Here is a 16,521-nt window from a genome sequence, read left to right on the forward strand (position 1 = left end):
CTAATCAAAAAGTGTTAGATTGATCGAATCAATCTAACACTTTTTCTATACCGTTGATGTTCGCTTCTATTTTTTATTACTGCAAAATAATGAACAGCTAAGGTTTCATCCTTGTTAATAGAGGATAAATACCATCAGTTAAACTCTTTTTGCTATACCGTTGAAGTCCGATGCGGCGGTGCTTTCCGCTCAGCACAGTAAGCCGCAACCCTCGCTAACGTGCGGATTGTTGCGTCTTCCTATTGCGTGCGTTCCCGAAGGAATCACCGCCTCCGCTACCATCAACTTGTGTATTATTCTAATTGTTATTTATAGCAACAGAAAGAACTTAGCTTACAACAACTGGCTTTTCAGTGCCCTCGTTGCCTTTGTTATGATTACTGTCACCTGGAATAATACGATTTTCAGTGTCTTTATCGAAGAAGTGAACTTTATTCATATCTAATGCTAGTGGAACAACTTGGCCAGGCTTAACAATTGAATGTGAATCCACTCGTGCGATAAACGGTTGACCTTCTACTTGCGAATAGAGCATGATTTCTGCGCCCATTAGTTCAGCTACTTCTATTGTTACATCTACTTTAGAGCCTGGTGAAGATTCAATAAATGCCTGTTCATCATGGAAATCTTCAGGACGAATACCCATAATAATTTCTTTATTGTTGTAGCCTTGCTCAAGTAGGTCTTTCATTCTTTCTTTTGGAACCGTAATGGAAGCATTACCAATATGGATTTTGCCATCTATAAGCTTACCAGTAAAGAAGTTCATTGCTGGTGATCCGATAAATCCACCTACAAAAACATTTTTAGGCTGTTCATATACCTCTTTTGGTGCACCTACTTGTTGAATAATTCCATCTTTCATTACAACAAGTCGAGTTGCCATCGTCATTGCTTCTGTTTGGTCATGCGTAACATATATTGTCGTCGTTTGTAAACGTTGATGAAGCTTTGTAATTTCAGCTCGCATTTGTACGCGAAGCTTTGCATCTAAGTTCGATAACGGTTCGTCCATTAAGAATACTTTTGCATCACGAACAATCGCACGACCTAATGCAACACGTTGACGTTGCCCACCAGAAAGGGCTTTCGGTTTACGATTTAAGTATTCTTCAAGGCCTAGGATGCGGGCAGCTTCATTTACACGACGAGAAATTTCATCTTTCGGTAATTTGCGAAGTTTTAATCCAAATGCCATATTTTCATATACGCTCATATGTGGATAAAGAGCATAGTTTTGGAATACCATGGCGATATCTCGATCTTTAGGCGCCACATCATTCATTCGCTTTCCATCAATGATTAAATCTCCTTGTGAGATTTCCTCTAGACCAGCAACCATACGTAATGTAGTAGATTTACCACAACCTGAAGGACCTACGAAAACAATAAATTCCTTATCTTCAATATCAAGATTGAAATCCTTTACTGCTGTGACATTTTTGTCATAGATTTTAAAAATATGTTGTAATTTTAATTCAGCCAATATCGTCATCTCCCTTATGTAAGTGTTTTTTTAGAGTATAAGAGAAAAATATGTAAAATGTATACGTATACATTACACAAAACAAGTTTGGGCACATTGTACAACTATTGATAATTTTCTGATTTCAACAGTATCATAGCAAGGGAAACAAAAGCAGCGTTTGCAAAGGACCGAATATCTATTCCAGTGTTTTCAATAAATTTGTCCAATCGATATTGCAGGCTATTGCGATGGATATAGAGCTTTTTTGCCGTTAACGAAGCATTTAAATTACATTGCAAAAAAACTTGAATAGTATGAAGCATTTCTTGCGCTTCAATACATTCTACAAAAAGATCGGACAGTATATCTTTTTTTACGAATGATGGTGAATGAATCATCAATAATGGTAAAGCTTCGTAAAATGTAATCGTCTTTTCACGATTTGCATAACGATGAATTGTGTTAAAGCATTGGAATTCATGGTCAAATTTTTCTTTCAATAAATAATTTGCTTGATGTAGTTGACCGATATAACTATAAATTTCAACAAAAAAATCACTAGTTAATGTATCACTTAGCTGATTAAACGACTCTTGATCGAAAACTACTTGTGGCTTTTCATCTATTATCACACCTTGTGTGTCATTGATCATTAAAATGATTGGTTGCTGAAATCCACCAGTAATCGCTTCTTTAAAGTTATTAAAATCATCAATTGGTTGTTTCAGATAGAAATAAAAAAAACGTAATGTTTTTACATCTTGTAAAAACGGTACCTCTTTTGCATCATTAAATAAAAAATCATACCACTTCTGCTGAATATTTGAATTATTTTGTTCGATAGTAAGATGCTCAACGGGAAGGAATAAAGTTTTTAATAGATTGTGTTCTGAATTGGAAATGGCTGTTTTGCTAATTCCAAATTTCCTGCCATCTTCTGTTTGGAACCAATATCGATTATTATCTTGCGCATTATATGTAGTCGTAAAAGCTGTTTGAAAAAGATTTTCTAGTTTTTCAAGCATTTGTTTCTCCTTTTTAGACTGATTGTAAACAATTTTCAGCCTTACTGTAAAATAATATCGCCAATCATTATTTAATTGTTCTGACGAGAAGCCCTACATAACAGCTGTATTATGTTATTTAAAGTAGCAATTATAAGGTAATTCTTTTTTTATGCATACAAAAGGTGAAATTTTTCTCCAAAAAATAAAAAAATAAAGAAAATTATTTACATTTTATTTTGAATTGTTATAATATTAATTGTAAGCGGTAACAGTTGGTTGTTTAGATTAAGGTTATGCATTGCTTACGAAGTACAGTAATTTTTTCGTGATGTTATGTCACATAAGATTTTATTAAAATTAATTAGGTGGTGTTCAAAGTTGAATTTAGAAAAATATAAAGGTATGATTCCTGCTTTTTATGCTTGTTATGATGATCAAGGAGAAATATCTGAGAACCGGACAAAAGAACTTTGCGACTATTTATTCAACAAAGGCGTTAAAGGGCTTTATGTTGGTGGAAGTTCAGGGGAATGTATTTATCACAACCTTGAAGAAAGAAAAGCAACACTAAAATATGTGGCAGAACATGTAAAAGAGAAGCTCACGTTAATCGCACATGTTGGGGCACCATCGACAAGGGATAGTGTAATTTTAGCAAAATATGCTGAGGAATTAGGCTATGATGCTGTCTCTGCCATTCCACCTATTTACTTTAAGTTTTCAGAAAGTTCAGTTTATAAATATTGGACTGAAATTATGGATGCAACGAATATGCCATTTATTATTTACAATATCCCGCAAACAACAGGTTTTGATCTTTCGATTAATCTCTTTAAGAAATTATTAGAGAATAAGAAAGTGATAGGCGTAAAAAATTCTTCGATGCCAGTTATGGATATTGAAAGATTTAAGTCAACTGCAGGTGAAGATTTTATTGTATTTAATGGACCTGATGAACAATATGTTTCAGGCAGAGTAATTGGTGCAGATAGTGGGATTGGTGGAACTTATGGCGCGATGCCGGAACTTTTTATCAAGGCAGAGGAATTTGTATCAATTGGGGATTTCGCAAATGCGAGAAAAATTCAGCATGATATTAATGATATTATCGTGACTTTATGTTCATTAAATGGTTCCATGTATTCGACGATTAAAGAAGTTTTAAAATTAAATGGGGTAAATATCGGCAGTGTAAGAGGTCCATTAGAGCCAGTATTTGGTGAGGATTTAAATAAAGTAGCAGGCATTAAGACGTTAATCGATGAAACAATATTAAAGTACAAAGAGTAGCTATCAGGAGATTCGAAGTTTTGAATTTCTCAAAGCAATACGGGAATTGTTGCACATTAGGAGGGAGGACACAAGCTTCATGGCTTGTCTTTCATAAAGGTAATTTTAATTTATAAATTAAATTATTAAGGGGGAGTAGTTTATGTTTAAAAGGCGTTATTTAACAACCGCAATAGCAATTTTGTTTGTACTCTCAGTGCTAGCAGGTTGTACAAGTAATTCTACAGATAGTTCTAAATCTAGTTCTTCTGATGAGGTAGAACTAAAAGTTTGGTTGACTCCACAGTGGAAAGGTGTTTTGGATTCTTCTGAAGATGGAGCAGATTATGATAGCTTTTTCAAACATGCAGGGGAGCGATTTGCTGCTGAGTATAAGGACCACAAAGTAAAAGTTAATGTAGAAGTTATTGCAGGTGATCAACGTGATGAGCTATTAAACGTAAGCCTTAATGGTGGAACACCTCCAGATGTATTTTTTGAAAGTGTGTTTGCAATGGGCGACTATGCTCATAGAGGTGCTTTAGTACCGTTAAATGATATCGTTGATGATGAATCGAAAAAAGATATTGCACAAGGTTATTGGGATAGCGTGACATTTGGTGATGATGTGTACTTCTTCCCATTCTCACATAACCCAGGTACTTTAACTTACAACGCAGATATGTTTAAAGCTGCTGGACTAGATGAGTATATTGGTGGAGAGCATGAAATCAAAACTTGGACTCTAGCTGACTATGAAAAAATTCTAAACAAGTTAAAAACAGATTTACCTAAAGATAAATATTCAAATGCGTATCCAATGGGATTATACGCGCTAAATAATCAAGGTGATACTTGGAATCTTGCTTATTTAAGAATGTTTGGCAATCAGTTCTTTGATAACAATGGAAATTTAATCATTGATGACGCAAGTGGTGTGAAAGCTGCAAATTGGTTAAAGAAAATTTATGATGAGGGCTTAACAAACCCAGGTGCAGAATCCGTTTCTTCAAACGATGTGAACGCGATGTTCCAAAATCAACAGCTTGCAATTAGTTTTACAAACGCAATTTTATTCAATAATGCAATGGCTGATATGGAAAGTGGAAAAGCGCCTAAATTTGATATAAGACTGGCTAATATTCCTTCTGAGAGCGGGAAACCATTAACATTTACTTATGTAACAGGTGCAGCCGTTTTTGATACAAAAGACGAAACAAGAATTAAAATTAGTAAGGATTTCGTGAAATTTATTTCTACAGATCCTGAACTTGTGAAGGCATCTAAAAATGGTGTACCAGTTAGAACAACTGTTGCTGATGAGTTTAAATCAGATAAACCTTACTTTGAGGCGTATTCTGCTAATGATCCGTACATGTTTAATTTCACTGGAAATGTACCTGGATACAGCCAATTAAGACAAGTTTTATATCCAGAATTACAAGCTTTATATACTGGTGGTAAAACGGCGGATGAGGCTGTGAAAGATTACCAAACAAATGGTAATAAAGTTATAGAGGAATCGAAAGTAGACTCTGTAATTTATAATAAATAGCTCTGCGCGTATATAACTTTACAACAATTTAAGCCCCTTTATTTTGGGGCTTAAATTGTAGAAAGGTAAATGATACCGATGAAAATCAATAAAAAATCTTTTAAAGAAAATATGACAGGATACTTGTTTATTGGACCTCAAATATTACTTTTTTTAGTATTTTTAGTTTACCCTATCATTGAAGGGATTCGCTTAAGTTTATTTAAGATTAACTATCAGAATGAAATATTTGTTGGGTTTGAAAACTATCGAAAATTATTTAGTGATCCTGTTTTCGTGCAATCTACAATCAACACAATTATTTTTGTTGTTTTCATTGTGGCATTAACAGTAATTTTCGCTCTGTTTGTTGCCTCTACTGTTTTTGATAAAAATGCAAAATATGTGTCCTTCATACAAGGAGCATATTATATTCCGGTCATGGTTTCGATGGTTGTTATGAGTATGATTTGGAGTTTTTTGCTAAATCCAGCAAATGGACTTATACCATTTTTAGCAAGAAAAATGGAAACCTCAGTCAACTTTTTAGGGGATACACATTGGGTACTGCCTGTAATTATTTTCGTAACCTTTGCGACAAATGTAGGGCAGGCAATCATTCTTTATATTGCCTCTATGATTGGTGTGCAAAAGGAACTTTTTGAAGCAGCTGAAGTCGATGGTGCAAGCCGAATGAAAATAATATTTAAGATTATTATCCCAATGGTAAAACCAACAACGATTTACATTATTATTATGAACATTATTGCTGTACTCAAAATATTTGTCGTAATACAGCTATTAACAGGTGGAGGTCCAAACAACGCCTCTACGACACTTATGTATTACTTATATAATAATGCATTTAAGTATAATCAGCTTGGTATTGCTTCTGCAGTAGGTGTAATTATGTTCCTCATTACATTAGTGTTATCTACTCCACAGCTAAGAGCTATGTTTAAGAAGGATTAGAGGTGAATGAGTATGTTAAGAAATAAGAACAAGAGGAAAAGAGAAAAAATAGAAATTATAACAAACTGCATTGTTATATTTTTCGCTGTTTTAAGTCTTTTCCCATTATATTGGCTTGTGACGAGTTCATTAAAGAACAGTGCTGATGTTGTGAAGATGCCACCAGATTGGTTTCCTAAAAGCTTAAACTTTAGTAACTATGTGGATGTGTTTAATAATCAGCCTGCTCTAACGTGGACGTATAATAGTTTATTTGTAGCGCTGATGTCTACATTTGCATTAATTGTTGTTAGTTCCCTTGCAGCTTATGCATTTTCCCAGCTGAAATTTAAAGGTAAAAATGTTATTTTCATTATTTTTATTTCAAGTTTAATGATTCCAAAAGAAGTTATGATTGTTCCACTGTTTAGAATTATTCAAGACTTAAATATGGTAAATACGTTAAGTGGTATGATTTGGCCTAATGTAGCAACAGCATTTGGCGTATTTTTACTAAAAGGATTTTTTGATACAATTCCTGATTCATTAAGAGAAGCCGCAAAAATCGATGGTGCCAGCGAATTTCGTATATTTTATAAAATCATGCTGCCACTAGTTAAACCGGGTATTGGTGCGTTATTTATTCTTAATTTTGTTCAGGTTTGGAATGATTACTTATGGCAACTCGTTGTAGGCCAAGATGTTAACTCAAAAACACTGATGGTAGGTATTGCAACTTTAATGCAAGACTTAAATCCAAACTTTGCTTATAAGATGGCGGGTGCTACTGTAGCAGCAATTCCTATGCTACTAATATTTATTTTCTTCCAGAAGTATTTTACAAAAGGAATTACGATTGGGGCAGATAAGTAATATGATTATCCATGGAGATGTATGCAAATGAATAAAAAACAGAAAGTTTTTGAAGATATTAAAAGACAACTGATTGTTTCATGTCAGGCACTTCCAGAAGAACCTCTTCACAGCTCTTTTATTATGGGGAAAATGGCTTATGCAGCGATGCTTGGAGGGGCTAAAGGAATTAGAGCAAATAGTATTGAAGATATTAGAGAAATAAAGAGTATGGTTGACCTACCCATTATTGGCATTATCAAAAAGTCATCTGACGAATCGGATGTGTGTATTACACCGACTGGTAAAGAGGTTGAATTGCTTTACAAGGAGGGGGTAGATATTATCGCTCTTGATGCCACAAAAAGACTTAGACCTGACGGCACTACAATAAGTGAAATATTCCCTGAAATTAGACAGAAGTATAAAGATCAGATTTTTATGGCGGATTGCTCTACTTATGAAGAGGCTAAAGAGGCGTATGAATTAGGGTTTGATTGCTTAGGTACAACATTGAGCGGTTATACAGAATATACAAATGATAAAAAATTACCCGATTTAGAGTTGATTAAAAGACTAATTCAAAGTTTCCCTATTCCTGTCATTGCTGAAGGCGGCATTTGGACTCCCGACGAACTAAAGCGCGTTTTTGATCTTGGCGTTCATACAGCAGTTGTCGGTACTGCTATTACAAGACCGATGGAAATTACTAAAAGATTTGTTAGTGCGATTCAATCAGTATAAAGTAAATTAGAGATAGTCAGGCTAAAGGGATGATTGAAGTGAAGATATTAGCAGCTGATATTGGTGGTACATCGATAAAAGTTGGCATGTCTGATGAAAATGGGCAAATAGAAGTATTTAAAGAATATGATACAGAAAGTAAAAAAGGTGGAAAGTATTTAGTTGAAAAACTAATTAAGATAATAAATGAGTATCAGGGCTTTCATGCAATAGGTATTAGCACTGCAGGACAGGTAAATAGTGCAGATGGATCTATAATTTATGCTAATGATAATATTCCAAATTATACTGGTACTCAACTAAAGGCTATCCTTGAAAAACAATTTAAAGTTCCTGTTAAAGTTGAAAATGACGTCAACGCAGCTGCATTAGGAGAAAAGTATTTTGGTGCTGCAAAGGACTATAAAGATTTTCTTTGTTTAACATATGGTACAGGTATTGGTGGTGCCATAATAATAGACTCTAAAATATATAAAGGACATAATGGATTGGCAGCAGAATTTGGGCATGTTATTACCCATCCATTCGGTGAAAATTGTAACTGTGGTAAGAATGGATGCTATGAATCGTATGCATCTACAACCTCTTTAATAAAAAGAGCACAGGAAGTAAACTCTGACTTTATAAATGGTAGAGTCATTTTCGAAAAAATGCTTCAAGGAGATAAAAGTTTAGAAAAAGTTCTTCAGGATTGGATTTTAGAAGTAGCATTTGGGTTAGCTTCCTTCATTCACATTTTTAATCCACAAGCGATTATTATAGGTGGTGGTGTAATGGAGCAAGAAAATCTCGTTAACAATATAGCGAATAAAGTTAAATTGTTAACGATGGAGAGTTTCTCGGATGTAAAAATCATGAAAGCCTCACTTGGAAATAAAGCGGGCATTCTTGGCGCAGTATCACTTCATTTAAGAGGCGATTAATAGAAGGAGTACTATTATGGGAAATCAAGATATATTTTCACTTATTCATTCGAGATACAACTCATTTACTAACACGGAAAAAAAGGTAGCAGATTATATTCTCGAAAATATAAAAGATGTCATTTACATGTCAATTACTGATTTAGCTGACGAATGTAATGTAGGTGAGTCAAGCGTGTTTCGATTCTGTAAAACGATGGATCTTAAAGGGTATCAAGAGTTTAAAATTATGCTTGCACATAGCATTACGCTAGATAATGAAACTCCGCAACTTTCCAGTGCGATTACGATGCAGGATACAATTGCAGAACTATCGTCAAAGGTTTTATCGTCCAATGTCCATGCGTTGACTGAAACCTATAATCTACTATCGGAAAGCGATATTGCGCATGCTGTTGAGTGCATGATAGATGCTCAAAGAATACACTTTTTTGGCGTAGGTTCTTCCTTAATGACAGCAATGGAAGCAAAAAATAAATTTATGAGAATTACCAATAAAACTGAGTGCTCAGTGGATTCTCATCTTCAAATTATGTCTGCTGCTTTAATGACTGAGCAAGATGTAGCTGTTCTAATATCTTATTCAGGCTCAACGAAAGATACGATTGAAGTAGCAAAAGTAGCAAAAGAAAGAGGCGCAAAAATTATTTCGATAACGAGATTTGCAAAATCTCCTTTGACAAGTTTCGCAGATATTACACTGCTTTGTGGTGCAAATGAAGGACCACTGCAAGGGGGCAGTTTATCTGCAAAAATATCACAGCTTTATCTTTTAGATTTACTTTATCTTGAATACTTCAAAAAAACGAACAAAGAATCTGTTCATAACAAAGAACTAACTGCTCAAGCAGTTATTGAAAAGATGTTTTAAAGGGAAACTTGAAGTTGCTGAAAGCTCGTAATATGTGGAATGGCTAAGCTAAATGAATTGAGAGGTAAGATAGAATGGATCAATCAATTGTTTTAATCAATGCAAAAATTTATGCAGAAAATCAGATTATTTCCGATGGATTTATTAAAATTGATGGAATGAAAATTCAAGAAACAGGCTGGATGACCAACTATAAAGCAGATGATCAATTCTATGTTATCGACTTACAAGGACAATCAGTAATCCCTGGCATGATTGATATTCACACGCACGGGACGTCTGGGGCTGATGTAATGGATGCAGAAATAGCATCTTTTGAAACAATTGTCCGAGCATTACCACAGGAAGGTACCACAAGCTTTCTAGCGACTACTATGACCCAATCTGATGAGAATATTTCAAAAGCATTGAAAAATGCAGCGAGCTTTATAAAAAGTTATCAAAATCCAGGACAGTCTGAGGTGCTTGGCGTTCATCTTGAAGGGCCCTTTGTTAATCCTAGCATGGCAGGAGCACAACCAGTTGATTTTATCATCCAGCCGGAAATCCCACTTTTTGAAAAGTGGCAAGAACTTGCTGAAGGAACAATTAAACTGGTTACGTTGGCTCCTGAGCAAAAGGGCGGATTGGAATTCATTCGCTATCTTAAAGAAAATGAAATTGTCATTTCAATTGGTCATTCAGATGCGACATTTGCAGATGTAAAAAAGGCAATAGGGGCTGGCGCTACACAAGTTACTCATTTGTTTAATCAGATGAAAGGATTGCATCATCGAGAGCCTGGTGTTGTGGGCGCTGCTTTGCTTCTTGAAGAATTATATGCAGAGTTAATTGTAGATGGCATTCATGTATGTCCAGCAATGATTCAGTTAGCATATCAAAACAAAAAAAGCGAAAAACTAATTTTAATTACAGATTCCATGCGGGCAAAATGCTTAAAAAATGGCAACTACGATTTAGGCGGTCAAAAGGTCATTGTGAAAGATGGAATGGCTGTATTAGAGAATGGCACATTAGCAGGCAGTGTTTTAAAACTAAGTGATGCGCTAAAAAATATGCTGAAATATTGTGATGACTGTACGCTCGAGGATGTTATTAAAATGACATCAACGAATCCTGCAAAACAGTTAAATATAAGTGATCGTAAAGGAACTATTAAAGCTGGCATGGATGCAGATTTAGTTGTGTTAAACAATGATTATGATGTGCAGATGACATTTTGCCGAGGGATTTTATCTTATCAAAAAGAAAGCCTGATGGACTAGCATTATTTATCTTCTAATCGTTTTTAGCTATGAGCTTTTAAAGCTAGAGATAAATAATTGTATTGTAAATCTCTTTGTTAATATACCCTAGCAGACTATATATAGGGGAATAGACAGAGGGAACGATTAACAAAGAACGCGAAAACTTTCTTGAAACTAGTCATTTACATAGTTTTGAAAATTGGCGCGTTCTTAAACGAATTATTGATAAATTGCTTTTGCGACTTCTAGCGCAGACTATATACCACTAAGGTTGCCAATTCTACCTCATTTCTCTTTTAGTTTTCGTTTAAAAAACAAAGTAAAGATTTTTTTAACAATTAAATATTCGGAATATTAAGAATTTCAATAAAGGTGATTTAGAAATAAATGTAATCCCCCAAAGGTGGTGATTGGAGATATTTTGTTATTATCTATAAAAAGAAATTTGATGTAATTTCCATATTAAGAGGAGGAGAAATTATGAAAAAATTTTGGGTAGCAGCTATGACATCAATGTTGGTTTTGGGCGTAGGTATTGGAAGTAAAGTAGAAGCTTCTAAAGGCGGAGATTCAGTGGAAAGAATAACATGGGAACATGCAGGAGAACTCGAGGCACAAAAAGGATTTGAAAAGAACATTGGGACAGCTGGCGTGTTATCTGGCTCATATAAAGATTATTTAATTGTAGGAGGCGGCGCGAATTTCCCTTATGATACAGTACTAAATGGAGGCGCAAAGCAACATTACTCAGATATATATGTTTATAAAAAAGAGAAAGATCAATTAACATTGGTGGAACATACAAATCTTAATCATGAAATAGGCTATGGGTCCTCCATAACGACTGACAAAGGAATTTATTATATTGGTGGAAGCCCTGACAAAGAATATGCAGACGATATCACTTTATTAACAATTGATAAAAATAAAAAATTGAAAGTAGAAAAAATAGGCGATCTGCCATTTACGATAAGCGATGGTATAGCTGCTGAGAAAGATGGGAAATTGTATATTGGTCTTGGTAAGCAAAATGCAAAAGAAAGCAATAAATTATACGAGTACGATTTAAAAACATCCAAAACTAGAGAGCTAGCTTCAATACCAGGAGAAAGTGTTAGAAATCAAAGCGTAGCTCAAATATTAGATGGAAATCTTTATGTATTTAGTGGCGGAGGATCGATTGCTTATACAGATGGCTACAAATACAATATCGAGAAAAACCAATGGACAAAAGTTTCTTCTGTAAAAGTAAATGGGAAAGAAATTTCTTTACTTGGCGCAAATTCGGTCAAATTAAATAAAAATGAAATGTTGGTAATCGGCGGCTTTAATAAAGCAGTATATGATAATGCTGTTAAAAATTTAGGATCATTAAAAGATGAAGAATTATTGGCATTTAGAACAAAATACTTTACTGCTGATCCTTATGAGTTTAATTGGAATAAAGATGTACTAATCTATAATGCGCAAAAGGATACTTGGCGCTCTGTAGGAAAAGTTCCATTTGATGCACCTTGTGGAGAGGGCTTAGTGTTAATGGATAAAAATATTTACTCTATTAATGGAGAAATTAAACCAGGCGTAAGAACGAACGCAATTTATGCTGGAACATTACTTACAAATTAGTAGATGATAGTATTTTTGATTGATTGCGAGCACTAAAGTTATATTTTAGCATCTCTAAAATGAAAATTGAGTCGATTGTGAAAAAGTCGTGAAAAAACACTCCTTTAGATTGGATAAAGGAGTGTTTTTTGTCTATAAAAAGGTTAATTCGTAAGCGTATTATGAGAAATATGAACTTCATAGCATGTTTGATTGGATGAATACCGTATTATAATACGAATGTATGGCGATGTAAGTGTTTCAGAGGTATAAAAGGTACAACACTGATACTGCAAACTAGATGTTGTTAGTTCTACATTTAGAATGTTAATTTTTGCATCATTAACATTTGTTAGTATCATCCACTTTTTATCTAAAGTACAATTAATTAGTATGTAATTGAATTACCTACTTAGTGGAGATTGCTGCTATATAGAAAAAGAGAAAGGGAGCCAGCTAACGTTCTAGCCTGTTTCTAAACTAGTGAGGTGGTCATTAAAAGAGTTGCAGTTGAATTGATGAAGTTCAGTATGTGAAAACTATCCAAATGGGGTAATGCTAGTTATTTCATTCAATTAGCATTACGATTAACATTTATGAAGAGTGGAGGTAATGAATGAAAAAAATAAAACTGTGGGTCGCGATATTTTTATTATTTATGAGTTGTTGTGTTATATCACCTGGGGGTAGTGTTAAAGCGGCAGGTTCACCTATTTTAGATCAATCTCAGATGATTCTAAATGGTAACATCTTTGTAAATAAGGATAATCCGAGATATCAGACGTTTACTCCAGCGGTTTCTGGAAATCTTAGCAAAATTGACATTAATATAGCTGGTAGTTATAGTTCAACTGGCGCACTCATAGCAAGTATTTATAAAGAAGATGATTTGTCAACTCCAGTTGCTTCAACACAGTTGGCATCATTCGGCTCAGGCTGGACTTCTATTGATTTTTCTAATCTATCACCTTACTTGATAAGGGAAAAGATGTATCGCATGGTGCTTTCCACTGAAAACGGTGGATCGACGGCTGGCTTTGGTTGGTCTGTGAGTCCTAATAATCCATATCCAAGAGGATCATCCTCAGCCGCTGGTTTCGATTTTACTTTCAACACTTATATGATTCTAGACTATTCGATATCTCCAATCGAGAGTGAAGTGTTTGTAAGTAATCCTAGTCTTGAAGCAGATGGTATAAGTCATACGTCAGTGACTGTCAAATTAAAAAATGTCCAAGGCAATGATGTACTAACAGGTGGAGAGACAGTGACTATTTCGTCAACACTAGGAACGGTAAGTGCTGTCAAAGACAATAACGATGGTACATATTCTGCGACCTTAACTACTTCAACGGTTATCGGTACAGCTATAATCAGTGCAAGTATTGGTGGTAGAGCTATGGCAGCAACGACTAGCGTACAATTTGTATCAGGTCCTCCGTCAGCACAGAACAGTACGATTGCTGTTACCAATAGTTCCTTGTTAGCAGATGGAACAAGTCAGACAATGGTGACTGTGAAATTGAAGGATGCTCAAAATCACGAAATTAAGGCTGGAGGAGCGGCAGTAGAAATGTCATCCACTTTAGGAACGTTAAGCACTGTAGCAGACCATAACAACGGTATGTATACTGCAACTTTAACTGCCCCAACGACAGTTGGCACTGCTACAATCGGTGCAAGTGTTGATGGCCAAACTTTAGCAGCAAAGACCAGTGTGCAATTTGATCCTCAGCCTGCACAAGCAGTAAGTGCTTCAGTAGAATCGCTTACTCCCATAGTTGGAAATGATAATAGCATCAAGATTTCTGTCATGAATGCATTAGGTAATACAGACACTTCGTTTAATGGAGTAAAAACTGTGATAATTAGTGGCTACAAACAAGCTCCAAACGGTTCCATAGGTAGTTTCGGTGGGGTACCACTGACACCAATAAGTCAGACGGTCAATATACAATTTATAAACGGAGTAGCAATTTCAAAATTGAAGTTGAATGCAGCAACAACGCAGTCAATTCAACTTGAAGTAGCAGGTGTTAGCACACCAACAGCCAATTTGTTAACGATTACTCCGGAGGCTGGAACCACAGCTACGATGAAGTTGACAACAGATATTGTTCCGCCAACTATAAATGGTGGGCCATTTGCTCAACAGCCGGTACTAACGCTATACGATGTTTATGAGAATGTAAGTGTGAATGATAGTACGAAGATTGTTTCCGTGACGAAGAAAGATACAGGAGCATGGACATTAACGGGGGACTTAAACGTTACAGCTAACGCTGGAATTGTCAGCTTCTCTAATTTAGGTGCAAGTAATTCATATGAAGTGACTGGAGCACAGTTGGCTTTTGATGCCACTGGAGTAGCGTCGCTAACAAGCACCGCCGTCACACTTTTGCCAAAACAATATACAGTAGGATTTGACACTAACGGCGGAAGTGCAATAAGTGACATTACTATTAATTATCAAGACAAATTAGTAAAACCGGCATCCCCGACCAAAATAGGACATACGTTTACAGGTTGGTATAAAGATGCCAGCTTCACAACAGAGTGGGACTTTATGACAGATGTAGTGGCTGGCGATACAACGCTTTACGCTAAATGGATAGCCAATAGTTATACAATAACTTTTAACTCAAATGGTGGCACATATGTTGCACCAGATAATGTAGCGTATAATGGAAAAATTCCGAAACCGATAATACCATCCAAACTAGGATATATGTTTGGAGGCTGGCATAAAGATACTGCATTAACAGAGGGATGGGATTTTGCAACAGATGTCGTAACAGAAGCAATAACGTTGTACGCAAAGTGGACATCGAATCCAACTTATACCGTCATATATGATAAAAATGGGGCAACAGGTGGTACTGTGCCACAGGATAGTAAATCGTACGAAGAAAATGACAACGTAACGGTGCAAGGCAATAGTGGTCTACTTTTCAGAACAAACTATTCGTTCAAGGGGTGGAGCACTCAAGCAGATGGTAAAGGGACAGCCTATGCTGAAAAAGTAACATTCAAAATGGGTAAAGCAAATGTTACGCTTTATGCCCAATGGCTAGCGAATCCGCCAACAACAGGAGGAGGAGGTAATTCGACAACTCCACCTGTAACAAACGACCAAGACAATTCGCCACCAGCAAAGGTGAAAATCTCCTTGTATACCAATGGTGGAACAGTTATGAAGCCAATTGAAATTACCGCCAATACAAAAGTTAGTGATTTACCTGTCCCAACAAAAGAAGGCTATCGCTTTTCTGGATGGTATCAAGATGAAGCACTGACAAAGCAGTGGCGTGAGGAAACGATTGTGCGAGAAAATATTTCGCTCTATGCCAAATGGACGGCATTCCCTGTAGAAGAACCTAAACCACCACAAGAGCCACAAACACCAAAGCCAATCGTAACGTTTAGTGATTTAGATGGGCATTGGGCAAAAGAGATGATTGAGAAACTGACGGCACAAGGTATTATCCAAGGCTTTGAGGATGGCACTTTCCGTCCAAATACACCGATTAGCCGTATGCATGTGGCAGCACTACTGACAAGAGCATTTTCGTTTGAACAAGTACGAACAACGAAGGTTTTTTCGGATGTGCCGTCAACACATCCTTATTATGAGGCGATAGGAGCTTTACAAAAAGCAGGAATAATTGATGGCACAAATGGCGCTTTCCGCCCAACAGAAAATATGACCCGTGCGCAGTTAGCGAAAGTGCTTGTTGGGGTACTTGGTTTAACGCCAGAAGGAACAAGTTCATTTGCAGATGTCGCTAGTACACATTGGAGTGCAGGCTATATTTCCGTGCTTAAGCGTGAAGGTATTACGCTTGGTGATAATGGAAGATTCTACCCAAATGAACCTGTCACAAGAGCGCAGTTTGTTGCATTTTTATATCGTGCTTTACAGTTTCAAGGTATGACAGATGATGTAGAATTGAATTAAAGTTACAACGAAACACCCTTTAGAAGATATTTTCTAAAGGGTGTTTTTCTATGTCTATTATCAAAAGGAATTTTCATTGGGAATACACTCAT

The 16,521-nt window shown here is 35.7% G+C and carries 12 protein-coding genes; 10 read left to right on the forward strand and 2 right to left on the reverse strand.

The genetic code is table 11. From position 1 onward, the window contains the following. Positions 1-328: 328 nt before the first annotated feature. Together ACQKNX_RS03000 and ACQKNX_RS03005 are read right to left on the reverse strand one after the other, a co-directional pair. Positions 329-1,486 (reverse strand): ABC transporter ATP-binding protein, encoded by a 1,158-nt coding sequence (locus ACQKNX_RS03000; RefSeq protein ID WP_427427501.1) that lies wholly within the window; start codon positions 1,484-1,486, stop codon positions 329-331. Positions 1,487-1,590: 104 nt separating this feature from the next. After that, on the reverse strand, positions 1,591-2,493 hold the full coding sequence (locus ACQKNX_RS03005) for a PucR family transcriptional regulator (protein ID WP_427427502.1): 903 nt from the start codon (positions 2,491-2,493) through the stop codon (positions 1,591-1,593). 360 nt (positions 2,494-2,853) lie between these two features. On the opposite strand from ACQKNX_RS03005, the gene ACQKNX_RS03010 reads away from it, so the two are divergent. The 10 genes from ACQKNX_RS03010 to ACQKNX_RS03055 all read left to right on the forward strand — a co-directional run bounded on the left by ACQKNX_RS03010 (position 2,854) and on the right by ACQKNX_RS03055 (position 16,429). Next, positions 2,854-3,765 carry a dihydrodipicolinate synthase family protein gene (locus tag ACQKNX_RS03010; RefSeq protein WP_427427503.1) on the forward strand — a complete coding sequence of 304 codons (912 nt, stop codon included), beginning with the start codon at positions 2,854-2,856 and terminating at the stop codon, positions 3,763-3,765. Positions 3,766-3,907: 142 nt separating this feature from the next. Next, positions 3,908-5,299 (forward strand): ABC transporter substrate-binding protein, encoded by a 1,392-nt coding sequence (locus tag ACQKNX_RS03015; protein ID WP_427427504.1) that lies wholly within the window; start codon positions 3,908-3,910, stop codon positions 5,297-5,299. 78 nt (positions 5,300-5,377) lie between these two features. Beyond that, positions 5,378-6,250, forward strand: a complete 873-nt coding sequence (locus ACQKNX_RS03020; RefSeq protein WP_340824902.1) for a carbohydrate ABC transporter permease — start codon at positions 5,378-5,380, stop codon at positions 6,248-6,250. A gap of 12 nt (positions 6,251-6,262) precedes the next feature. Further along, positions 6,263-7,102: a carbohydrate ABC transporter permease gene (locus ACQKNX_RS03025; protein ID WP_340824901.1), complete on the forward strand. Its 840-nt coding sequence runs from the start codon at positions 6,263-6,265 to the stop codon at positions 7,100-7,102. A gap of 27 nt (positions 7,103-7,129) precedes the next feature. Continuing rightward, entirely contained in the window at positions 7,130-7,825 is a 696-nt protein-coding gene (locus ACQKNX_RS03030) for an N-acetylmannosamine-6-phosphate 2-epimerase (protein WP_427427505.1), read from the forward strand. 38 nt (positions 7,826-7,863) lie between these two features. Next, positions 7,864-8,748 (forward strand): ROK family protein, encoded by an 885-nt coding sequence (locus ACQKNX_RS03035; RefSeq protein ID WP_427427506.1) that lies wholly within the window; start codon positions 7,864-7,866, stop codon positions 8,746-8,748. Between the two features lie 16 nt (positions 8,749-8,764). Then, the gene (locus ACQKNX_RS03040; RefSeq protein WP_427427507.1) at positions 8,765-9,619 is read left to right on the forward strand and encodes a MurR/RpiR family transcriptional regulator; all 855 of its coding nucleotides are present in this window, start codon (positions 8,765-8,767) and stop codon (positions 9,617-9,619) included. Between the two features lie 74 nt (positions 9,620-9,693). Further along, positions 9,694-10,884 (forward strand): N-acetylglucosamine-6-phosphate deacetylase, encoded by a 1,191-nt coding sequence (gene nagA / locus ACQKNX_RS03045; RefSeq protein WP_427427508.1) that lies wholly within the window; start codon positions 9,694-9,696, stop codon positions 10,882-10,884. Between the two features lie 462 nt (positions 10,885-11,346). Beyond that, positions 11,347-12,492, forward strand: a complete 1,146-nt coding sequence (locus ACQKNX_RS03050) for a cyclically-permuted mutarotase family protein (RefSeq protein ID WP_427427509.1) — start codon at positions 11,347-11,349, stop codon at positions 12,490-12,492. Positions 12,493-13,087: 595 nt separating this feature from the next. Continuing rightward, the gene (locus tag ACQKNX_RS03055; protein ID WP_427427510.1) at positions 13,088-16,429 is read left to right on the forward strand and encodes an InlB B-repeat-containing protein; all 3,342 of its coding nucleotides are present in this window, start codon (positions 13,088-13,090) and stop codon (positions 16,427-16,429) included. Positions 16,430-16,521: the final 92 nt, after the last annotated feature.

This window comes from Lysinibacillus sp. NPDC093712, assembly GCF_050280025.1.
In the GTDB taxonomy this organism is placed as follows: Bacteria; Bacillota; Bacilli; order Bacillales_A; family Planococcaceae; genus Lysinibacillus.